Raw genomic sequence first — 20,438 nt, 5'->3', positions numbered from 1 at the left:
GCCAGCGGCTTGCGCCACGCGGCATGTGGATCCCCACTCACTTGGGCCGGTATCCGGGCTGGTCATCGTCGCGCCTGACCGGCCTTCCCGTGCACGCGTGGCGCACAGTGGCGATGGGGGTGAGGCGCGTTTTCGGAAACCTTTCGGGTCGAAAGAATGACTTACCGTTGCGGGGGCAGCACAGGTTGGCCAGCCCGTGTGGGGACGCGGCTCCCTGTTTCCCGTTTAACTGCGCATGCCGGGGGGGCGTGCGCGAGCACCGAAGTGCCGCAAGTGTAGGGGCCATTCGAACGAGCGTCAATGCTCGTTCGTCGGGCATTGGCCGCCGATTCCGTTAGAATGTAGGGCAATCAAGAGGACGCAGCCCGATGCTCACCGATCTCGACAATCTCACCGACAAAATGGAACAGTTGGTTGTCATCAGCCAACGCTTTCACCAACACAATCAAGCGCTGCTCGCGGAACTCGACCGTGCGCGCGCAGAATGTGACGAAACCCGCGCCGCCATTGAGCAATTGCGCACCGAACGCGACGCCTTGCGACTGCAACGCGATCAGCTCGCCGCCAAGATCGACGAAGCGCAGGTTCGCCTGAACGCGATCCTTGAAAAGCTCCCGACGCAAAACCCCGCTGAGGGTCAGATGGATCTGCTCGGCACCCCCGGTGGAGAAAACGCATGACGATCAAGCAGCTCGAAGTTAATATTCTCGAACAGTCTTACCGCCTCGCCTGCCCGCCGGAACACGAAGCCGACCTGCTCGCTTCCGTGTCGCGCGTGGACGCGGAAATGAGCAAGGTGCGTGCGCAAAGCAGCGTGCGCGGCACCGACCGGATTGCCGTCATGGCAGCGTTGAGTCTGGCATCCGAATTGCTTGCGCTGGAAAAAAGCATTGCTGCCGGACAAGCATTCCCCGCCGAAGAAATTCAGCGTAGAATGCAAGCCATGGATGAACGACTGAGCGCTGTGATCGATCAGTATCAAAGCTGAATGACCCGGTAGCCGTCCAGTCCAAAAGGTTAGTTTTCCCTGCCTGGTTCGCGAAAGTCATAGATTCCTTGAACCAATGATCTGTTGCAGGTTGCGGAAGTTTGTAGTGCTGGCGTGAGCGTCACTCTGTCTGATGAACCCAAAGCGCTACTAACCGCGACCACCTTGAACCTTCGGTTCAGGATGCCGGCTTAGCGGCTGAGGCGGGGACCCAATACACGGCACTGCGTTCGCGCAGTGCCGTTTTTTTTCGACGAGCATGCAAATGAAAGGCGACCCGAAGGTCGCTTTTTTACCTGCGCAACGGATTCGTCTGAGGGGCCAGACGTATGACCATCAGAACTGCGCTTCGCTCAGGAAAAGCGCCGAATCCGCGCCCTCGGTGATGGTCAGTGCCAGCCCCGGCGCCTGCGTCAGAATGTGATCTGCGTAGAAGCGCGCCGTGCCGATCTTGGCGTCGAAAAACGACGGATCCTGATCGCGCAGCTTTTGCGCCGCGAGCAGCGCTCGCCCCATCTGCCAGCCGCCCAGCACGATACCCGCCAGCTTTAGATACGGCACGCTGCCGGCAAACACCGCGTTGGCATTGTCCTGGGCATTCGCCACCACGTAGTCGACCACGATCGACAGCGCTTCGCGTCCCTTCGCGAGACGATCCGCCACCGACACCGCCACACCGCCCGCGGCCCGCAGTTCGCTTTCCGTCGCCGCGATTTGCTCACACAGCGCGTTGGCGACGGCACCGCGATCGCGCAGCGTCTTGCGCCCGATCAGATCGTTCGCCTGAATCGCCGTCGTTCCTTCATAGATCGGCAGAATGCGCGCGTCGCGATAGTACTGCGCCGCTCCGGTTTCTTCAATGAAACCCATGCCGCCATGCACCTGCACACCGAGACTCGTCACGTCGAGCGACATCTCCGTACTCCAGCCCTTCACGATCGGCACGAGGAACTCGTAGACGGCTTGCGCACGCTTGCGCTCGTCGGCCTCCGGCGCATGATGGGCGATGTCGGCTTGCGCGGCGGCCACATAGGCAAGGGCGCGTGCGCCTTCGGTCAGTGAACGCATCGTCATGAGCATGCGCTTGACGTCGGGGTGATGGATGATGGTCACCGCGTCGCGCGACGAACCATCCACCGGACGGCTTTGCAGACGATCGCGCGCGTAGGCAACGGCATGCTGATACGCACGCTCGGCCACGGCTACCCCCTGCATGCCGACAGCGAAGCGCGCCGCGTTCATCATGATGAACATGTATTCGAGGCCGCGATTTTCCTCGCCGACGAGATACCCCGTCGCACCACCGTTATCGCCGAACTGGAGCACTGCCGTCGGACTCGCCTTAATGCCCAGCTTGTGTTCGATGGATACGCAATGCACGTCGTTACGCGCACCAAGGTTCCCCTCGGCGTCGACGTTGAACTTCGGCACGATAAACAACGAAATGCCCTTCACGCCTGCGGGCGCATCGGGGGTACGGGCGAGCACGAGGTGGACGATGTTCTCCGCCATATCGTGTTCGCCGAACGTGATGAATATCTTCGTGCCGAAGAGGCGATAGGTGCCATCGGCTTCGCGTTCCGCACGCGTGCGCACCATGGCCAGATCGGACCCTGCCTGCGGCTCGGTCAGGTTCATCGTGCCGGTCCACTCGCCCGAGAGCAGCTTCGGCACGTAGAGGGCGCGTTGCGCCTGCGTGCCGGCGGTGAGCAATGCTTCGACGGCGCCGTCCGTCAGCAACGGACACAATGCAAACGAGAGATTCGCTGCGTTGAGCATTTCCGTGCAGGGCGTGGCGACGAGCTTGGGCAGCCCCTGACCGCCGAACTCCTGCGGATGCAGCACTCCCTGCCAGCCCGCCTCGGAGAACTGACGGAAGGCTTCCTTGAAGCCGGGCGTGGTCGTGACGGCACCGTCCTTCCACGTGCTCGGCTGTTGATCGCCGATCACGTTCAGCGGCGCGAGAACTTCCTGATTGAAGCGGGCCGCCTCTTCGAGCACGGCCTGTGCAACGTCGGGCGAGGCATCCTCGTAGCCGGGCAGCGCAGCGATGCGCTTCAGGTCCGCCAGTTCGTTCATGACGAACTGCATGTCCTTGATCGGGGCCTGATAACTCATGTCGTTCCTCCAAGGGGTTCCGATTGCCTTCGGATGGTGGCGAATGCCGGGATTCTTGTTGTTATGTTTTCTTTCGACCGATTCGCATGAAGACGCGCCGCCTCCTCATGCGAATCGGCTGCGGGCCCAACGCCCGCAGCCTTGCTGCTTCACTTTACCGCTTCACTTTACCGCTTCACTTCATGGTTGCCGCTTCGGAGCGCGCGTTGTGCGTGCTTACAGCGCGCCCGTCAGTTCCGGCACCACCGTGAACAGATCGCCCACCAGGCCGTAATCCGCCACCGAGAAGATCGGCGCTTCCGGATCCTTGTTGATCGCCACGATCACCTTCGAATCCTTCATGCCTGCCAGATGCTGGATCGCACCCGAAATGCCCACCGCGACATACAACTGCGGCGCCACGATCTTGCCCGTCTGGCCCACCTGATAGTCGTTGGGCACGTAACCGGCATCGACCGCCGCGCGCGATGCGCCCAGCGCCGCGCCCAGCTTGTCCGCCAGCGGCTCCAGCACCTTGGTGTAGTTCTCGCCGCTGCCCAGACCGCGACCGCCCGAGACGATGATCTTCGCCGAGGTCAGCTCCGGACGGTCCAGCTTCGTCACCTCGCGGCCAACGAACTGCGACACCCCGGCGTCCGGCGTGGTCGCCACGGTTTGCACCGCAGCGCTGCCGCCCGTGGCCGCTGCGGCGTCGAACCCCGTCGAGCGCACCGTGATCACCTTCACCTTATCGGCGCTTTGCACCGTCGCAATCGCGTTGCCCGCATAGATCGGGCGCTCGAACGTGTCGGCGCTCTCGACCTTCGTGATGTCCGAGATCTGCGCGACGTCGAGCAACGCCGCCACGCGCGGCGCGATGTTCTTGCCGTACGCCGTGGCCGGAGCCAGGATGTGCGAGTACGCGCCTGCGAGCGACACCACTTCGTCCGCAATGTTCTCCGCCAGACCGTCGCCGAAGTACGTCGCCTCGGCCAGCAGCACCTGCTTCACACCGGCGATCTGCGCGGCCGCATCCGCCGCCGCTTTCGCGTTGCTGCCTGCGACCAGCACATGCACGTCGTCGCCGCATTGCAGCGCTGCCGTCACGGTGTTCAGGGTCGCGGCCTTCAGGCTTTGGTTATCGTGTTCTGCAATGACCAGAATGCTCATCTCGTCGTCTCCCCTTAAATGACCTTCGCTTCGGTCTTCAGCTTTTCGACGAGCGTTGCCACGTCCGCCACCTTCACCCCCGCGCTGCGCTTGGGCGGCTCGGCCACTTTGAGCGTCTTCAACCGCGGGCTCACGTCAACGCCCAGATCGGCGGGCTTGACCGTCTCCAGCGGCTTCTTCTTCGCTTTCATGATGTTGGGCAGCGTCACGTAACGCGGCTCGTTCAGACGCAGGTCCGTCGTGATCACCGCCGGCAGCGACAGCGACACCGTCTCCAGTCCGCCATCGACTTCGCGCGTGACCTGCGCGCGGTTGTCCGCCACCGTCACCTTCGAGGCGAACGTCGCCTGCGGCAGCTTCGCCAGCGCCGCGAGCATCTGACCGGTTTGATTCGAATCGTCGTCGATGGCCTGCTTGCCCAGGATCACCAGTTGCGGCTGCTCCTTGTCCACGATCGCCTTGAGCAGCTTGGCCACGGCCAGCGGCTGCAGTTCCTCGTCCGACTCGATGAGGATCGCGCGATCCGCACCGATGGCCAGCGCCGTGCGCAGCGTCTCCTGCGACTGCGACACCCCCGCCGACACGGCGATCACTTCCGTCGCCACGCCCGCTTCCTTCAGCCGAACCGCCTCTTCCACCGCGATTTCGTCGAACGGATTCATCGACATCTTCACGTTCGCAATGTCGACGCCCGTGCCGTCGCTCTTCACGCGAACCTTTACGTTGTAATCCACTACCCGTTTGACCGGTACCAGGATCTTCATGAACTCGCTCCAAAGTTACGTTTACGTCAATCCGCTGCCATTATAACCACACGGCAAATGACGCATAAATTGCATATTTGAGGCATTTTGTGGCGAAGTTTCATGAAGCCCTTCTGATTTGCCACAGATGCGCGATCCAGCCCAAAACGGTTTCGGCGCCTACGTGGACAGGCCTGCGGGCCGCCGCGATCATGCCGAACGATCGTGCTATTTTTATGCAAATCGCGATCTACAGCCAGTTTCCTCGTGGTGCGTTTCCTCTAGAGAAAACGCGCCGACGCGCGCACGTCTATGATCGAATAGCGAACCGCAAATTGCAGCGCCGTCACAGAAAAAGCGACCACCGGCTATCGGCGAATGTTGTCGCGGCGTGGTGAAGTCATTACGTCGTCAGGCGAAGACGGCCATCGCACCCGGAGCAGACATGACAACGCATTCCGAATCGAAGCTACGCGCCAGCGACGGTCTCGCCCTCCATGTCCACACGTGGCAGCCGCCGCCGGGGCGCGTGCCACTGCGAGCCGTGGTGGCCATCGTGCACGGCATGGGCGAGCATGGCGGGCGTTACGCGCCACTGGCCGAGCACTTCGCCGCATATGGCATCGCCACCGTGAGCTACGACCTGCGCGGACATGGCCGCTCTGACGGCGCACGCGTCTACGTCAATCGCTTCGACGAGTACCTCAACGACACCGAGATCTTTCTCACCCACGTACGCACCGCGTTCGGGCCGACGCCCCTGTTCCTTCTGGGCCACAGCATGGGCGGCGCGATTGCCGCGCTTTACACGATCACGCGCGCGCCGGCGAACGTTAGCGGACTGATGCTCAGCAGCCCCGCGCTGGGCCCGGGCAAGCCCGTGGCGCCGTGGATGGAAAAGGCCGGACGCTGGGTGTCGCGCTGGTTGCCGAAAGTCCCCGTCTTCAAGATCGATCCCGCCGCCATTGCCCGCGACACGACCGTGGTGGACGCCGCCCGGCGCGACCCGCTCAACGCCTATCGTGGCACCCCGGCACGTACGGCCGCGGAATTGCTCGACGCCATGGCGCGCATCCATGCCAATGCCGACGCCCTGCACCTGCCGCTCTACATCTTCCATGGCACCGCCGACCGACTCACCGCTCCCTGGGCAAGCGAACAGTTTCATGGCAACGCCGGCTCGCAGGACAAGACCCTGCGTCTCTACCCGGGTCATTTTCACGAAACGCTCAACGATCTCGATCGCGAGAAGGTCATCGACGAACTGACACAGTGGCTGGAGCAGCACTTGCCGCAGACCGGCGCCGCGCCGTCGGGCTTCGAGCCCCACCGATTTGCGCCTTCGGCACGACCGGCATTCGGCAGCCATCACAGCGCCTGAACGAGGCCCTTCACGCGGAACCCGCCCCGCGAACAGGGTCTCGCGGCGCGACGCCCCACTGCGCGTTACACTGAAAGCGTGTCGAATTGCGAGGAGCCCCCGGCATGCAAGCGCAGACGAAGTACTCGCCGCAAACCGTTACCGGCATGCATTTCTGGACGCCAACGATCTTCAGCATCAAGACCACTCGCCCGCCCGGCCTGCAATTCACGGCCGGGCAGTTCGTGCGACTCGGCTTGCCGGGCGACGACGGCGAACTGATCTGGCGCGCGTACTCCTTCGTCAACTCGCCTGCAGAAGATACGTTGGAGTTCTATGTAATTACGATCCCGGAGGGGCAACTCACGCCACGACTTGCCACACTCAAGGTCGGCGACGAGCTTTTCGTCGATCACACCGCATACGGCTTTCTCACGCTCGATCGCTTCACCGGCGGCGAGGACCTGTGGCTGCTGGCCACCGGCACCGGACTCGCGCCATTCATTTCGATTTTGCGCGACCCCGCCGTGTGGCAACGCTTCGAGCGCATCTTCGTCGTGCACAGCGTGCGGTGGGAACGCGACCTTGCCTATTACGAAGCGCTCAGGCACTTCTCGCATCCGGACGTCGATCCTGCGCTGGTGCACAAGCTTCGCTTCGCCGTGAGCGTGACGCGCGAGCAAACGCCGGGCGCACTGTACGGACGCATCACGTCGCTACTGTCGTCGGGCGAGCTGGAAAAAGCGATGGGCGCGACGCTCGATCCCGCGACGTCGCGCATCATGGTCTGCGGCAATCCCGACATGATCAAGGAATTGCGCGCCTGGTTCACCGGCAATGGCTATGCGGTGAGCCGCACGGCAACGCCGGGACCGCTGGTGCTCGAAAAGCAGTGGTAGGCGACGTGGGCGGGCGCGGCGGCGCGATGCCTCACCCGGCAGGGTTTGCCCAGTCCGGGGGGCGCTTTTCGATGAACGCCTGCACGCCTTCGAGCGCGCACGCCTGCATCATGTTGCAAGCCATCGTCTGTCCGGCCATCTGATAGGCCGCCTCGATCCCGGTCTCGGCCTGTCGGTAGAACAGCCCCTTGCCCGCGGCGACCGCTGCCGCCGGCTTGGCGAGAATCGCGCGGCACAGTCCGGCCACTTCCGTGTCGACCCGCTCGATCGGCGCCACGCGATTAACGAGCCCGCGCTCGCGGGCGGTTGCCGCATCGATGAACTCCCCTGTGAGCAGCATCTCCATGGCCTGCTTGCGGGTGAGATTGCGCGAGAGCGCAACGCCGGGCGTCGCACAGAACAGACCGACGTTGATGCCGGAGACGGCAAAGCGCGCGGTGGACGCCGCGACCGCGAGATCGCACATTGCCACCAACTGGCAACCCGCCGCGGTGGCGATCCCATGCACTCGCGCGATGACCGGTTGCGGCATGCGCTGCATCGTCAGCATCACGCGCGTGCATTGGTTGAACAACGTACGGTAGTAGTCGAGCGACGGCTCGGCGCGCATCTCCTTGAGATCGTGTCCGGCACAAAACGCCGGCCCTGCGCCTGCAAGCACCACGACACGGGCGCTGTCGTCATGCGAGACGACATCGAGTGCGTCTTGCAGCGCACCCAGCATCGCTTCGGAGAGGGCGTTGAATTGACGCGGACGATTGAGCGTGAGGGTGAGCACACCCGTCAATTCACCTTCGCCGCGCGAGACGAGAACCAGCGGCTCGACGGCCGCCGTCGCTTCCGATGACGTCATGATGTCTCCTGTGCCGCAGCGGTCTTCGGCGCGCGGCATTTCTGATTGGCGATCCGCCCGTCCCTAGCTCATCACTCAATGCCGTACCGTCGAGTACTGTCGGGCACGAGGTGTCACCGCGGCCTCACACGAGACGTCAAACGTCGGCGAGCACCTTCAGATGCGCCACGACACTGCGTCCTAGCGCCGAGAGGTTGTAGCCGCCTTCGAGGCAACTCACGATGCGCCCCTTGGCGTGACGGTCCGCAATGGCCTTCACTTCCTTGGTGATCCAGGCGAAGTCCGCTTCCGTGAGTCCGAGCCCACCGAGATCGTCTTCGCGATGCGCATCGAAACCTGCCGAGAAAAAGATCATCTCGGGACGGAAGGCATTCAGGCGTCCCAGCCAGCCGTACTCGATCGCCTCACGCGCCGCCATGCCGGACGTGCGCGCTTCGAGCGGAATGTTGAGCATGTTCGGGGCCGGATCGTTCGCCCCGGAAAACGGATAAAACGGATGCTGGAAGATGCCGCACATGAGCACGCGCTCGTCGTTGCCGAAGGCCGCTTCCGTGCCGTTGCCGTGATGCACGTCGAAGTCGACGATGGCGACGCGCGAGAGCCCGTGGACTTCGAGCGCGTGCGCGGCCGCAATCGCCACGCTGTTGAACAGACAGAAGCCCATCGCACGCGTGGGCGTGGCGTGGTGCCCCGGCGGGCGCACGCTGCAAAACGCGTTCTCGAGTTCGCCACCGATCACGGCGTCCGTCGCGGCAACGGCAGCGCCGGCGGCTCGCGTGGCGGCACGCCAGGAGTACGGATTGAGCAGCGTATCGGGATCGATCGGGAAATAGCCGGACTCGGGAATATTGTCGCGAACGAAGTCGATGTGGTCCTGCGAATGCACGAGCCGCAGGCTGGCCTCGTCGGCGGCTGGCGCTTCGCGGCGCTCGAGAAGACCGTCGATGCGGCCCGCGATCAGTTGGTCCTCGATGGCTCGCAGCCGCTCGGGGCATTCCGGATGCCACTCGCCCATCTCATGACGGACGCAATCGGGATGTGTATAGAACCCGGTAGCCATTCGTTGTGTCGCCTATCGCTTCGAATCGTTATATTGAGACGGGCGGGGAATGCCCGCCGCGCCGTGGTCTCCACGTCCGGTAGCGGCCGGATGCGGAGCCTGACTCGCATCGCGGCGACATGACTTCGCATACGTTCACATCACTCGCAAATGCGTGCCGATGGCCGGCATCCCCCATGAGCGCTGTCACGGACAGTGCACAGGCCTTAAGGTATCACAGGTGCACTCGGTTATACTGCCAGGCAGTCTCCCAGCAGACCCGTGTCCGCCGGTAAGGGCCAATCTCCCGAAATTCGGGACGGCCGGAACTGGCATGAATGGTTGACGCTCTAGGTAATAGCGCACGTCGAGTGACATGTTGGATCGTCACGCGCGGCAGATGTGCATCGACCCAGGTCGACGAGCGTTTCAACGCGACTAACGTGGTGGTGGTTCCCGAATGGACTGCGCCACATTCGACTTCATACAGGCCTGACAGACAGCATGACTTCACCGGTACGGATGTCCGACGCTTTCCCACCGGCGCAAACGCGCCCCACTCATCGACCGGACCATGGCCGCCATCCCACGATGGCCGCGCACAGTGCCCGCGCCACGTCATCGATCGGGCGCCCCCTCACGACCGGTCGTCGATCGCCGCACCTGAATCCGCTTCGCGCCATCGGCGCATTCGGCATTGCGCTGTGCATCGGTGCGCTCGCCGTGACGAGCGTGGGCGCGCACGCCCAGACGGGCGCCCGGCAAGCCGCGCAGACCGAGTTCGAAGAGGAAGTGATACCGCAACGCTATGCGGCGAATCCGGAAGTCGACGCGTTCATCAATGACATCGTGGCACGCGACGGCTTTAACCGCAGCGAGTTGCAGAAGGTGTTCTCGCGCGTCGTGTTCTCGCAAACGGCAGCGCGACTCGCGGCGCCGCCCGCCACCCCGGGCCAGAAGAACTGGACGAACTACGAAAAGCGGTTCCTCGACAACACGCGCATCAACGGCGGCGTGCGTTTCTGGAATCAGAATGCCGCAGCGCTCGCGCGCGCCGCCAGGGAATATGGCGTGCCGGAGGAGATCATCGTCGCCATCATCGGTGTCGAGACGATCTACGGGCGCAACATGGGCAACTTCCGCACGATCGATGCGCTCACCACCCTCGCGTTCGATTACCCGCCCGCCCGCAACCGCTCGGAGCGCATGGCGCTGTTCCGCAAGGAATTGGAGAACCTGCTGCTTTATGCGCGTGAGCGCGGCGTCGATCCGTTCAGCATCTATGGCTCCTACGCCGGGGCCATCGGCATTCCGCAGTTCATGCCGTCCTCGATTCGCAATTATGCGGTCGATTACAGCGGTGACGGGAAGATCAACCTGACGAGCGATGTGGCCGATGCGATCGGCAGCGTTGCCAACTTTCTCAAGCAGCACGGATGGCAACCGGGTCAGCCCGTGGTCTGGAATATCGCCAATGATCGCGGCAGTCAGGGGCTGGCGGAAGCCGGGGCCGACGGGCAACCCGAACCGCACTGGAAACTCAGCGACTTCATCAAGGCAGGCATGCTGATGAACGAGCCGAGGCTCGATGTCGGCTCGGCGCTCGACACCCCGGTGCTGATCGTCGATCTGCCGACGCCGGGACAAGCCACGCAGTACCGCATGGGCCTCACGAACTTCTATGTGCTCACGCGTTACAACCGCAGTTTCTTCTACGCGATGTCGGTGTACGATCTGGCCGACGCGATCAAGGCTGCAAGGGCGCCCTGACGCCGGGGGACCGATGGGCCCGGCGTGCCCGCGATCCTCGCTGTCATCATGAAAAACGGGACCTCAGGGTCCCGTTTTCGTTGGCGTTGCAGCGCTCGCGATTACGCCGGAAATACGCCCGTCGACAGATACCTGTCGCCACGATCGCAAACGACGAACACGATGGTTGCGTTCTCGACTTCGTGCGCCAGATTCAGCGCAATCTGGCATGCGCCGGCGGCCGAGATGCCGCAGAAAATGCCTTCTTCCGCGGCGAGTCGGCGGGCCATGATTTCCGCGTCGGCCTGAGTCACCGAGACGGTGCGATCGACACGCGCCCGGTCGAAGATCTTCGGCAGATAGGCTTCCGGCCACTTGCGAATGCCGGGAATGCGCGAGCCTTCCGCCGGCTCCGCGCCAATGATCTGGACCGCCTCGCTCTGTTCCTTCAGGTACTGCGACACCCCCATGATCGTGCCCGTGGTGCCCATGGCCGAGACGAAGTGGGTGACACGGCCTTCGGTGTCGCGCCAGATCTCCGGACCGGTGCTCTCGTAATGCGCGAGCGGGTTATCCGGGTTGGCGAATTGATCGAGGATGATGCCGCGTCCATCACGTTGCATCTGCTCGGCGAGGTCACGGGCATATTCCATGCCGCCCTTGACCGGCGTGAGGATGATCTGCGCGCCGTATGCGCCCATGCTCTGACGACGCTCGATGGAGAGGTCTTCCGGCATGATGAGGACCATCTTGTAGCCACGAATGGCCGCTGCCATCGCCAGCGCAATGCCGGTATTGCCGGAGGTCGCCTCGATCAGCGTGTCGCCCGGCTTGATGCGTCCGCGCAACTCCGCGTGCTTGATCATCGACAGCGCCGGACGATCCTTTACCGACCCCGCCGGATTGTTGCCCTCGAGCTTGCCGAGAATCACGTTGTTGCGGCGGCGAATTTCGTCGTCGGGCAAACGCACCAATTGCACCAGCGGCGTGTTGCCGATGGTGTCTTCGATAGTCTTATAGGCCATTGCGCTAAGCTTTTTCGGTCGGGAATCGAAACATTCTAATCCACCGGCCATCCGCGCGCTCAGGCTGCGGTCTGCGGGCCGGGCGACGCATCGGCGCACGCCCGGCGATTTGCCGCTTGTGGGGCGTCAGAGCTTCGGCGCGCTTGCCGCTGCCGGCGCCTTGGCCTTCTTCGATTTGGATGACTTCGACGAGGCGGCATCGGCGGGCGCAGCCGGTGCGGATGCCGTCGCAGGGGCCGCCGCGACCGGTGCGCCGCTCTTGGGAGCGTCGCTCGCCTTGGTGTCCTTCGACTTCCGGGACTTGGACGCCTTGGCGTCAGCCGCGCCCGCCGCTGGGGCTGCCGGTAAGGGCGTCGCAGCCGGTTTCGCCGGAATAGCGGTCGGCCCGGCCGAGGCAGGGGTCGGCGTCGGTGCCGCAGACGGCGTGGGGGTCGGCGTCGTTTGCGTGGCCGTGGCCGGCGCGGGCGCCGATGTCACGGGTGTTGCGGGTGTTGCGGGGGTTGCGGCAGGTGCGGTCGGTGCGGCTTTTGCCGGGTTGGCGGAATTTGCAGCATTGGTTGGCTTGGCCGGCTTGGTCGGCGAAGCCGGTGCTGCTGGCGTTTGAGCCACGGAAGGCGTCGGCTTTTCCGGAACCGGTGCCGGTGTCGGTGCGGGGCTCGCCGCTGGCGTCCTCGTGGAAGCTGCGGGCGTTGCCGGTGCCGCGGCACCGCCCTTCCCGCCGATGGTCATCCCTTCGGCTTGCAGAGACGACACGGACTTGGCGCCGAGCCCCTTGACGCGCTTGGCGACATCGTCGGCGTCCTTGTACGGCCCGTGGGCATTCCGCTCGTCGATGATGGCCTTGGATTTGACCGGCCCGATGCCCTTGAGCGTCTCGAGCTGCGCCTGATCGGCGGTATTGATGTCTACAGCGGCCATGGCCAGACCGCACAGGGCAAAAAAGGTAACAACCGCCAGCAAGAGTTTGCGAAGCATGATCTGTTCCTTGAAAGGTCACTCGGGCCGATACCCTGATACCTTCGATACCGTCGACAGCTTCGATAGCGCCATCGGATATCCCCGATACACCGTTAACGCCTCAGTCTGCCCCAGGATGACATACCGCCGTCCTTATCGTGCGGCGTCTTGCCCCGGCTGTCCTGCGCCCTGCGCATACCCCGTCCCCTTGCCCCGTGCCCAGAAAACAACGCGGGGAGCCGTCTGGCTCCCCGTGTCGTCAGGTATCGATGCCGTGCGAACCTACTGCGCGAGCAGCCACCGCACGTAACGCGAAACGCCTTCGCCCACCGTGAAGAAGGGTTGCGGATACCCACCGGCGGTACGCAGGTGTTCAATGCTCGCCTGCGTGAAGCACTGATACTTGCCGCGAAGCGCGTCCGGGAACGGAATGTACTCGACGATGCCCTGCTTCACCATTTCGTCGAGCGAGAGCGGCGCTTCGCCAGCCTCTTCGCGCAACGTATTGATCACGGCGACGGCAATATCGTTGAACGGCTGCGCGCGCCCCGTGCCGAGGTTGAAGATGCCGCTGCGCTCCGGATGATCGAAGAAATGCAGGTTAACCTTCACGACATCCTCGACCGACACGAAGTCACGGCTTTGCGTACCGGCGGCGTAGCCGTTGTACTCGCCGAAGAGCTTCACACGGCCATTGGCGCGGAATTCGTTGAAGTTATGGAACGCCACCGACGCCATACGGCCCTTGTGCGCCTCGCGCGGCCCGTAGACGTTGAAGTAACGGAAGCCCGCGACCTGACTCGGCAACTTGCCGCCGGCATCGCGCATCGCGCGTCGAACGATCTGGTCGAACAGAAACTTCGAGTAGCCATAGACATTCAGCGGCTTCTCGTACTCACGCGTCTCCACGAACGTCTCCGACGCGCCATAGGTCGCCGCCGACGACGCATAGAGGAACGGCACGGTCTGCGACTGGCACGACTCGAACAACGCGCGCGTGTAGCGGAAGTTGTTCTCCATCATGTAGCGGCCGTCCGTCTCCATCGTGTCGGAGCAGGCGCCCTCATGGAAAATCGCGCGCACGCGACCGAATTCCCGACGCTGGAAACGCGCCACGAAGTCGGTCTTGTCGAGGTAATCGCTGATCTCGCAATCGACGAGATTGCGGAATTTGTCGGCGCGCGTGAGGTTATCGACCGCGACGATGTCGGTCTCTCCGCGCTCATTGAGGGCTTTGACGATGTTGGCGCCGATGAAGCCCGCAGCGCCCGTCACGATGATGGTCATGTCAGGTCGGAAAAGAGTTCGTTGTAGTCGACGGTCGCGGTGCCCAGTTTGCCCACGACGATACTGCCCGCGCGGTTGGCGAGCACGACCGCCTGCGGCAACGGCAGACCGGCCGATAGCGACGCGGCCAGCGTAGCGATCACGGTGTCGCCCGCGCCGGAGACGTCATACACCTCGCGCGCCTGCGCAGGCACGTGCAGTGCGCCGCCCTCCGTGAACAGCGTCATGCCCTCTTCGGAACGCGTGAGCAGCAGCGCTTCGAGTCCCAGCGACTCGCGCAGATTCTGCGCGCGCGAAGTCAGGTCATCCTCCGAGCGCCATACGCCCACGACCTGCTGCAACTCGGCGCGATTCGGCGTGAGGATGGTCGCCCCACGGTAACGCTCGTAATCGCTGCCCTTCGGATCCACCAGCACGGGCTTGCCCGCCGCGCGCGCCGCCTCGATCATGGGCTGCACATGCGTCAGACCGCCCTTGGCGTAGTCCGAGAGCAGCACGACGTCATAGCTCGGGAGCAATTGACGATACTGATCGAGCACAGCGAGCAGCACTTCGCGCGCCGGCTGATTTTCGAAGTCGATGCGCAGCAATTGTTGCTGACGCGACACGATGCGCAGCTTGATGGTGGTAGCCAGATCGGCATCGCGCGTCACGAACGCCGTCACGCCGCTCGCATCGAGCATGTCGACCACGCGCTCGGCCGGTTCGTCCTCGCCGAGCACGCAAAGCAGACCGGCCTGTGCGCCGAGTGACGTCGCGTTGAGCGCCACGTTCGCTGCGCCGCCGAGACGTTCCTCATTGCGCTTGACGTGAACGACCGGCACGGGCGCTTCCGGCGAAATGCGATTGACGTCGCCAAACCAGTAGCGGTCGAGCATCACGTCGCCAACGATCAGCACGCGTGCGTGGCTGAATGCCTCACGGGCCACCTTGGGCACGCCAGGCGCCTGAACCGTGCGGGTGAGCGAAGTTGCCGTCGAAGTCATGCGTCGTTCCCCGAAATTCAAGCGGACTCGCTCAGCCCGCGGCCGATGGCGTGATACTCGATGCCCAGTTCCTGCATGGCTTCCGGCTCGTACAGGTTACGGCCGTCGAAAATCAACGGCAGCGACAACGCGGACTTCACCTTGGCGAAGTCGGGGCTGCGGAAAGCCTTCCATTCGGTGACGATGACCAGAGCGTCTGCGCCGCTCAGCGTGTCGTTCTGCGTTGCACAGAATTCGACGCGGCTGTGCGCCTGCGCATCGTCGGCGAAGTCCAGCGCCACAACACGACGCGCCTCTTCGAGGGCCACGGGATCGTATGCACGCACGCGCGCACCGCGACGCACCAGCTCCGCGATCACGCGGCGGCTCGGCGCTTCGCGCATGTCGTCGGTATTCGGCTTGAACGCCAGCCCCCACAACGCAAACGTCTTGTCCTTGAGATCATCGCCCAGACGCGCGACGATCTTGTCGATCAACACGGTCTTTTGCGTCTCGTTGACGGCTTCCACGGCGTTGAGAATTCGCAGCGGCAAACCGTAGTCTTCGGCGGTGCGCACGAGCGCCTGCACGTCCTTCGGGAAGCAGGAGCCACCATATCCGCAACCGGCGTAGAGGAAGTGGTAACCGATACGCGGATCCGAGCCGATGCCCTGACGTACGTCTTCGATATCGACGCCCACGCGGTCGGCAAGGTTGGCGAGTTCGTTCATGAACGAAATGCGCGTGGCCAGCATGGCATTGGCGGCGTACTTCGTGAATTCCGCCGAGCGAACATCCATGTACAGCGTGCGCTCGTGATTGCGGTTGAACGGCGAGTACAGACGCTTCATCATGGCGCGCGCCTGCTGGCCGTCGGCATCGTCGTCCACACCGATCACGATACGGTCCGGGCGCATGAAGTCGTCCACCGCCGCGCCTTCCTTCAGGAATTCGGGGTTCGAGACCACGGAGAACTTCACGTCTTCGCCGCGCTTGGCGAGTTCCTCGGCCACCGCTGCGCGCACCTTGTCGGCCGTGCCGACGGGGACCGTCGACTTGTCGACGATGACCTTGAAGCTCTTGGCGTAGCGGCCAATGTTGCGAGCGGCGGCGACCACGTATTGCAGGTCTGCCGAGCCGTCTTCGTCGGGAGGCGTGCCCACGGCGATGAATTGCACGTCGCCGTGCGCGACCGAGGCCTCGACGTCCGTCGAGAATTGCAGCCGGCCGGCTTCGCGATTACGTGCGATGACTTCCTGCAGACCCGGTTCGTGGATCGGCACGCCGCCGTTGTTCAGGATCTCGATCTTGCGCGGATCGACGTCGAGGCAGAATACGTCGTTGCCGACGTCTGCGAGACAGGCGCCCGTGACAAGGCCGACGTAGCCGGAACCGATGATGGTGATCTTCATGATTTTGCGATGTTATGAAACTTATGATGCTGCCGGCACGTCGGCACGGCGCGGCGTGTACGTCTCCCAGCCATTACAGCCGGGGCACTGCCAATAGAAAAGCCGGGCGCGGAACCCACACTGGTCGCAAACGTAGCGCGGCAACGATTTGGTCCGCTGCGTAATCAGCTTGCCCATGAGTTGCAGATCGGACTGCATATCGCCGTGCGCGGTCACCGCATTCGCTTCAAGCAAGCGCGCCATGCCCGGTGCGCTCGGCGCGCGATGCATCTGTTCGCGCATCAACTGGAGCGCGGCCTCCGGCCCTTCGAGCGACAACGTCTTCTCGTAGACGATCTCAAGCAGATCGTCCGACGGATTCTTGCGCAGTGCGTCGCGCAACATCGCCAGTCCTTCCGGCGCCCGTCCCAGCGCTTCGTACGCTTTCATCACGCGTTTGGCGGCCAGGCCGAGATACATCGGATTCTGCGCTTCGATCGTGCGCAGCACACGCAGTGCCCCTTCGGCGTCCCCCGCTGCGAGGAGCATATCGCCACGCAGAAGCGGCGCTCGTACATTCGCCGGATTGACGGCGAGTGCGGCGTCCAGCTCGCGCCCGACCGCTTCGACGTCCTTGCGTTGCAGCGCTTCCTGCGCCAGTTCGCAATGGAACTGCGCAATCTCCTTGCGATACGACACGGCAGGGTCGAGATCGCTGAGCATTTCGGCTTCCGCGAGCGCCTTGCGCCATTCCTTCTCGATCTGGTAGATGGTGAGTTTCGCGTGCTGGGCCGCCTTGGCATACGCGCCGGTATGCAACCGGCCAAAGGCGTCTTCTGCACGATCGAGCAACCCGGCCTTCAGGAAGTCGTGGCCGAGTTCATAGAGCGCATGCTCCTGGTCGGCTTGCGGGAGATCGTCGCGCGAGAGCAGATTCTGGTGCACGCGAATGGCGCGCTCCGTCTCGCCGCGACGGCGAAACAGGCTGCCAAGCGCGAAGTGCAGCTCGGTCGTCTCGGGGTCGAGTTTCGCGACCTCGATAAAGGCATCGATTGCCTTGTCCGGCTGCTCGTTGAGCAGGAAATTCAGACCGCGGAAATAGGATGCCGGCAGATTGCGGCTCTCCGAGAGCAGGCTGCGCAAGTCCAGTCGCGCAGCCACCCAGCCACAGCCGAAGATCACGGGGATGGCAAGAAGCCACCAGACCTCGAATTCCATGAATGCGTGTTGTCGTTGAAACAGTCGATGAAGATGGCGAGTGTCGCGCGCCGCGCCGCGTCAGACCGGCGGCAGCATCGGCGGCTGATCGCTCGCCTCGGGGTCGCGCTGGGCGCGCGCAAGGTCGCGGCGCGTACGACGCAGTTCCAGGCGTTGCCGCATCAGGCTGGGTAAGGTGGCAAGTACGCCGATGATGCCGCCGACCACAAAAAACGCCAGGCCAATCATGATGAGCGGCGCCGTCCACGTATGACCCAGGAACAGGTTCAACGTGACCTCGCCAGTGTTGGCGAGCGCAAGGCACAGCAACACCACGAACACGATCAGACGAACGATCCAAACAATCAGCTTCATGCCGAAAGGCTCCTGCGGCAGGATTGCCGTATGTTTTGCAACTTGGGCCGCCCGCACAGGGCATCGAAGCGCCCAACGCACTGGGGCGGCACGTGGGCGTATTGTACCGGATGTACTTCGCGAGGCGTCGTTACTGCAAAGGGCTTCACATTTACGGCGATCCCCCGCACGCGCGATTCACCGCCGATCGCCAGAGACAAAAAAAGCGCCCGAAGGCGCTTTTCTTGCGTAGTAGATCCCAAAGGGCCTTATTGGTCCGACGCCTTGTGATCAACCCGCTCTCGCAATTCCTTGCCGGGCTTGAAGTGCGGCACGAATTTCTCCGGCACCATCACTTTCTCGCCCGACTTCGGATTGCGGCCGACGCGCGGAGGCCGACGGTTGAGCCCGAAGCTGCCGAAACCGCGGATTTCGATTCGATGACCGCGCGCAAGCGCGTCAGCCATCGCGTCGAGAATCGTCTTCACCGCGAAATCGGCATCCTTGAGCACCAACTGGGGAAACCGCGCCGCCAACTGGTTGACCAATTCAGACTTGGTCATAGGCCTTGGACCTTACTGATTCTGGCTGTCCAGCTTGGCCTTGAGCAGGGCACCGAGGTTCGTGGTGCCGCTCGCTGCCGAGCTATCCGACGACATCTTGCTCATCGCTTCCTGTTGTTCGGCCGAATCCTTGGCCTTGATCGACAGGTTGATGTTGCGCGACTTGCGATCGATGTTGACGATCATTGCGTTGACGGCTTCGCCTTCCTTCAGCACGTTACGGGCATCTTCCACACGGTCGTGCGAGATTTCCGAGGCGCGCAGGTAGCCTTCGACGTCATCGCCCAGCGAGACGACAGCACCCTTCGGGTCAACGGCCTTGATGGTGCCGTCAACGATCGAGCCCTTGTCGTGGATCGCCACGAAGGTGTTGAACGGGTCGCCTTCGAGCTGCTTGATACCCAGCGAGATGCGTTCCTTCTCGACGTCGATGCCCAGAACCACGGCTTCGACTTCGTCGCCCTTCTTGTACTTGCGAACAGCTTCTTCGCCGGCTTCGCTCCACGACAGGTCCGAGAGGTGAACCAGGCCGTCGATGCCGCCAGGCAGACCGATGAACACGCCAAAGTCGGTGATCGACTTGATGGCGCCCTTGATCTTGTCGCCCTTCTTGAAGTTGCGCGAGAAGTCATCCCACGGGTTCGGCTTGCACTGCTTCATGCCGAGGCTGATACGACGACGGTCTTCGTCGATCTCGAGCACCATGACTTCGACTTCGTCGCCCAGCTGGACAACCTTGGTCGGCGCAACGTTCTTGTTGGTCCAATCCATTTCCGACACGTGAACCAGACCTTCGATGCCCGATTCCACTTCGACGAACGCGCCGTAGTCGGTGATGTTGGTGACCTTGCCGAACAGGCGGGTGCCTTGGGGGTAACGGCGAGCAATGCCTTCCCACGGATCTTCGCCGAGTTGCTTGACGCCCAGCGAGACACGGCCCTTCTCTTGATCGAACTTGAGGATCTTGGCGGTGACTTCCTGGCCAACCGAGAGAACTTCGCTCGGGTGACGCACGCGACGCCATGCGATGTCGGTGATGTGCAGCAGGCCATCGATGCCGCCGAGGTCGACGAACGCGCCGTAGTCGGTGATGTTCTTGACCACGCCCTTGACGATCGCGCCTTCCTTGAGCGTTTCGAGCAGCTTGGCGCGCTCTTCACCCTGGGTGGCTTCGATCACCGCACGACGCGACAGCACAACGTTGTTGCGCTTGCGATCGAGCTTGATAACCTTGAATTCGAGGGTCTTGCCTTCGTACGGGGTCGTGTCCTTGACCGGACGCGTATCCACCAGCGAACCCGGCAGGAATGCACGGATGCCGTTGACCATCACGGTCAGGCCGCCCTTGACCTTGCCGGTAATCGTACCGGTCACGAGGTCGCCCGATTCGAGGGCCTTTTCCAGTTGCAGCCACGAGGCCAGACGCTTGGCCTTGTCGCGCGACAGCACGGTGTCGCCGTAGCCGTTTTCCAGGGCGTCGATCGCCACGGAAACGAAATCGCCGGCCTGAACTTCGACCTCGCCCTGATCATTCAGGAATTCTTCGATGGGGATGTACGCTTCGGACTTGAGGCCGGCGTTGACGACCACGAAGTTGTGGTCAACCCGAACGACTTCAGCGCTGATGACTTCACCAGCACGCATGTCTTGACGGGAAAGCGACTCTTCGAAAAGCGCCGCGAAAGATTCGTTGGTCGAGGTTTGCAGGTCGGACATAAAAGTGGATTACGCCGCTGACGCTCATCTGCCCGAGGGAGGCTGACGACAACGTGCAACGGTTGGGTTAAAGGTTAAACAAAGC

General features: G+C 63.0%; 19 protein-coding genes, 1 other RNA gene and 1 riboswitch. Of the genes, 6 read left to right on the top strand and 14 right to left on the bottom strand.

Annotated features, from left to right (window positions below; genetic code table 11):
- Nucleotides 1-27 precede the first annotated feature (27 nt).
- A riboswitch (cobalamin riboswitch) is annotated at nt 28-279 on the bottom strand.
- 89 nt (nt 280-368) lie between these two features.
- The 3 genes from UC34_RS06390 to ssrS all read left to right on the top strand — a co-directional run bounded on the left by UC34_RS06390 (nt 369) and on the right by ssrS (nt 1,202).
- Complete coding sequence (locus tag UC34_RS06390; RefSeq protein WP_044454750.1) at nt 369-680, top strand: hypothetical protein; 312 nt, start codon at nt 369-371, stop codon at nt 678-680.
- Complete coding sequence (locus tag UC34_RS06385; protein WP_044454749.1) at nt 677-988, top strand: cell division protein ZapA; 312 nt, start codon at nt 677-679, stop codon at nt 986-988. Before UC34_RS06390 ends, UC34_RS06385 begins: the two co-directional genes overlap by 4 nt.
- A 33-nt stretch (nt 989-1,021) precedes the next feature.
- A non-coding RNA gene (ssrS, locus tag UC34_RS06380) (6S RNA) lies at nt 1,022-1,202 on the top strand.
- A gap of 122 nt (nt 1,203-1,324) precedes the next feature.
- Here ssrS and UC34_RS06375 read toward each other — a convergent pair.
- The 3 genes from UC34_RS06375 to UC34_RS06365 form a co-directional block, all read right to left on the bottom strand.
- A complete protein-coding gene (locus tag UC34_RS06375; protein WP_044454747.1) occupies nt 1,325-3,106 on the bottom strand; it encodes an acyl-CoA dehydrogenase in 1,782 nt (593 codons plus the stop codon).
- A 216-nt stretch (nt 3,107-3,322) separates the two neighbouring features.
- Nucleotides 3,323-4,255, bottom strand: coding sequence for an electron transfer flavoprotein subunit alpha/FixB family protein (locus UC34_RS06370; RefSeq protein ID WP_044454745.1), 933 nt, complete (start codon nt 4,253-4,255; stop codon nt 3,323-3,325).
- A 14-nt stretch (nt 4,256-4,269) separates the two neighbouring features.
- Nucleotides 4,270-5,019, bottom strand: a complete 750-nt coding sequence (locus UC34_RS06365; protein WP_044454743.1) for an electron transfer flavoprotein subunit beta/FixA family protein — start codon at nt 5,017-5,019, stop codon at nt 4,270-4,272.
- Between the two features lie 424 nt (nt 5,020-5,443).
- Between UC34_RS06365 and UC34_RS06360 the strand changes: the two genes are divergently transcribed.
- Both UC34_RS06360 and UC34_RS06355 read left to right on the top strand, forming a co-directional pair.
- Nucleotides 5,444-6,379 carry an alpha/beta hydrolase gene (locus UC34_RS06360; protein WP_063389821.1) on the top strand — a complete coding sequence of 312 codons (936 nt, stop codon included), beginning with the start codon at nt 5,444-5,446 and terminating at the stop codon, nt 6,377-6,379.
- A 104-nt stretch (nt 6,380-6,483) separates the two neighbouring features.
- Nucleotides 6,484-7,257: a ferredoxin--NADP reductase gene (locus tag UC34_RS06355; RefSeq protein ID WP_044454741.1), complete on the top strand. Its 774-nt coding sequence runs from the start codon at nt 6,484-6,486 to the stop codon at nt 7,255-7,257.
- 31 nt (nt 7,258-7,288) lie between these two features.
- Here the strand turns inward: UC34_RS06355 and UC34_RS06350 are convergent, their stop codons facing one another.
- Together UC34_RS06350 and UC34_RS06345 are read right to left on the bottom strand one after the other, a co-directional pair.
- A complete protein-coding gene (locus UC34_RS06350; protein WP_044454739.1) occupies nt 7,289-8,110 on the bottom strand; it encodes an enoyl-CoA hydratase in 822 nt (273 codons plus the stop codon).
- Between the two features lie 136 nt (nt 8,111-8,246).
- Entirely contained in the window at nt 8,247-9,170 is a 924-nt protein-coding gene (locus UC34_RS06345) for a histone deacetylase family protein (protein WP_044454737.1), read from the bottom strand.
- Nucleotides 9,171-9,653: 483 nt separating this feature from the next.
- Between UC34_RS06345 and mltB the strand changes: the two genes are divergently transcribed.
- Nucleotides 9,654-10,919 carry a lytic murein transglycosylase B gene (gene mltB, locus UC34_RS06340; protein WP_237165253.1) on the top strand — a complete coding sequence of 422 codons (1,266 nt, stop codon included), beginning with the start codon at nt 9,654-9,656 and terminating at the stop codon, nt 10,917-10,919.
- Between the two features lie 101 nt (nt 10,920-11,020).
- Here mltB and cysM read toward each other — a convergent pair whose 3' ends face one another.
- The 9 genes from cysM to rpsA form a co-directional block, all read right to left on the bottom strand.
- Entirely contained in the window at nt 11,021-11,923 is a 903-nt protein-coding gene (gene cysM / locus UC34_RS06335; protein ID WP_044454735.1) for a cysteine synthase CysM, read from the bottom strand.
- A gap of 126 nt (nt 11,924-12,049) precedes the next feature.
- Complete coding sequence (locus UC34_RS06330) at nt 12,050-12,898, bottom strand: ComEA family DNA-binding protein (RefSeq protein ID WP_044454733.1); 849 nt, start codon at nt 12,896-12,898, stop codon at nt 12,050-12,052.
- Nucleotides 12,899-13,162: 264 nt separating this feature from the next.
- Nucleotides 13,163-14,167: an ADP-glyceromanno-heptose 6-epimerase gene (gene rfaD / locus UC34_RS06325; RefSeq protein WP_044454731.1), complete on the bottom strand. Its 1,005-nt coding sequence runs from the start codon at nt 14,165-14,167 to the stop codon at nt 13,163-13,165.
- Nucleotides 14,164-15,153, bottom strand: coding sequence for a D-glycero-beta-D-manno-heptose-7-phosphate kinase (gene rfaE1 / locus UC34_RS06320; protein WP_052810919.1), 990 nt, complete (start codon nt 15,151-15,153; stop codon nt 14,164-14,166). The genes rfaD and rfaE1 overlap by 4 nt, the downstream gene beginning before the upstream one ends.
- A 17-nt stretch (nt 15,154-15,170) precedes the next feature.
- A complete protein-coding gene (locus UC34_RS06315) occupies nt 15,171-16,544 on the bottom strand; it encodes a UDP-glucose dehydrogenase family protein (RefSeq protein ID WP_044454729.1) in 1,374 nt (457 codons plus the stop codon).
- Nucleotides 16,545-16,565: 21 nt separating this feature from the next.
- A complete protein-coding gene (lapB, locus tag UC34_RS06310) occupies nt 16,566-17,741 on the bottom strand; it encodes a lipopolysaccharide assembly protein LapB (RefSeq protein WP_044454727.1) in 1,176 nt (391 codons plus the stop codon).
- Between the two features lie 60 nt (nt 17,742-17,801).
- The gene (locus UC34_RS06305) at nt 17,802-18,095 is read right to left on the bottom strand and encodes a LapA family protein (RefSeq protein ID WP_044454725.1); all 294 of its coding nucleotides are present in this window, start codon (nt 18,093-18,095) and stop codon (nt 17,802-17,804) included.
- 248 nt (nt 18,096-18,343) lie between these two features.
- The gene (locus UC34_RS06300; RefSeq protein ID WP_017232087.1) at nt 18,344-18,637 is read right to left on the bottom strand and encodes an integration host factor subunit beta; all 294 of its coding nucleotides are present in this window, start codon (nt 18,635-18,637) and stop codon (nt 18,344-18,346) included.
- A 12-nt stretch (nt 18,638-18,649) separates the two neighbouring features.
- A complete protein-coding gene (gene rpsA / locus UC34_RS06295) occupies nt 18,650-20,353 on the bottom strand; it encodes a 30S ribosomal protein S1 (RefSeq protein WP_044454718.1) in 1,704 nt (567 codons plus the stop codon).
- Nucleotides 20,354-20,438: the final 85 nt, after the last annotated feature.

It is taken from the genome of Pandoraea vervacti (assembly GCF_000934605.2).
Lineage (GTDB): Bacteria > Pseudomonadota > Gammaproteobacteria > Burkholderiales > Burkholderiaceae > Pandoraea > Pandoraea vervacti.
This window is presented reverse-complemented; position numbering and strand designations above follow the sequence as displayed.

Bases quoted from the DNA above. Each gene is read 5' to 3' on its own strand.
- UC34_RS06360 (WP_063389821.1), top strand. From the start codon at position 5,444: ATGACAACGCATTCCGAATCGAAGCTACGCGCCAGCGACGGTCTCGCC.
- UC34_RS06365 (WP_044454743.1), bottom strand. From the start codon at position 5,019: ATGAAGATCCTGGTACCGGTCAAACGGGTAGTGGATTACAACGTAAAG.
- UC34_RS06345 (WP_044454737.1), bottom strand. From the start codon at position 9,170: ATGGCTACCGGGTTCTATACACATCCCGATTGCGTCCGTCATGAGATG.
- mltB (WP_237165253.1), top strand. From the start codon at position 9,654: ATGACTTCACCGGTACGGATGTCCGACGCTTTCCCACCGGCGCAAACG.
- lapB (WP_044454727.1), bottom strand. From the start codon at position 17,741: ATGGAATTCGAGGTCTGGTGGCTTCTTGCCATCCCCGTGATCTTCGGC.
- UC34_RS06370 (WP_044454745.1), bottom strand. From the start codon at position 4,255: ATGAGCATTCTGGTCATTGCAGAACACGATAACCAAAGCCTGAAGGCC.
- rfaE1 (WP_052810919.1), bottom strand. From the start codon at position 15,153: ATGACTTCGACGGCAACTTCGCTCACCCGCACGGTTCAGGCGCCTGGC.
- UC34_RS06300 (WP_017232087.1), bottom strand. From the start codon at position 18,637: ATGACCAAGTCTGAATTGGTCAACCAGTTGGCGGCGCGGTTTCCCCAG.
- UC34_RS06330 (WP_044454733.1), bottom strand. From the start codon at position 12,898: ATGCTTCGCAAACTCTTGCTGGCGGTTGTTACCTTTTTTGCCCTGTGC.
- UC34_RS06315 (WP_044454729.1), bottom strand. From the start codon at position 16,544: ATGAAGATCACCATCATCGGTTCCGGCTACGTCGGCCTTGTCACGGGC.
- UC34_RS06385 (WP_044454749.1), top strand. From the start codon at position 677: ATGACGATCAAGCAGCTCGAAGTTAATATTCTCGAACAGTCTTACCGC.
- rpsA (WP_044454718.1), bottom strand. From the start codon at position 20,353: ATGTCCGACCTGCAAACCTCGACCAACGAATCTTTCGCGGCGCTTTTC.
- cysM (WP_044454735.1), bottom strand. From the start codon at position 11,923: ATGGCCTATAAGACTATCGAAGACACCATCGGCAACACGCCGCTGGTG.
- UC34_RS06305 (WP_044454725.1), bottom strand. From the start codon at position 18,095: ATGAAGCTGATTGTTTGGATCGTTCGTCTGATCGTGTTCGTGGTGTTG.
- rfaD (WP_044454731.1), bottom strand. From the start codon at position 14,167: ATGACCATCATCGTGACGGGCGCTGCGGGCTTCATCGGCGCCAACATC.
- UC34_RS06355 (WP_044454741.1), top strand. From the start codon at position 6,484: ATGCAAGCGCAGACGAAGTACTCGCCGCAAACCGTTACCGGCATGCAT.
- UC34_RS06350 (WP_044454739.1), bottom strand. From the start codon at position 8,110: ATGACGTCATCGGAAGCGACGGCGGCCGTCGAGCCGCTGGTTCTCGTC.
- UC34_RS06375 (WP_044454747.1), bottom strand. From the start codon at position 3,106: ATGAGTTATCAGGCCCCGATCAAGGACATGCAGTTCGTCATGAACGAA.
- UC34_RS06390 (WP_044454750.1), top strand. From the start codon at position 369: ATGCTCACCGATCTCGACAATCTCACCGACAAAATGGAACAGTTGGTT.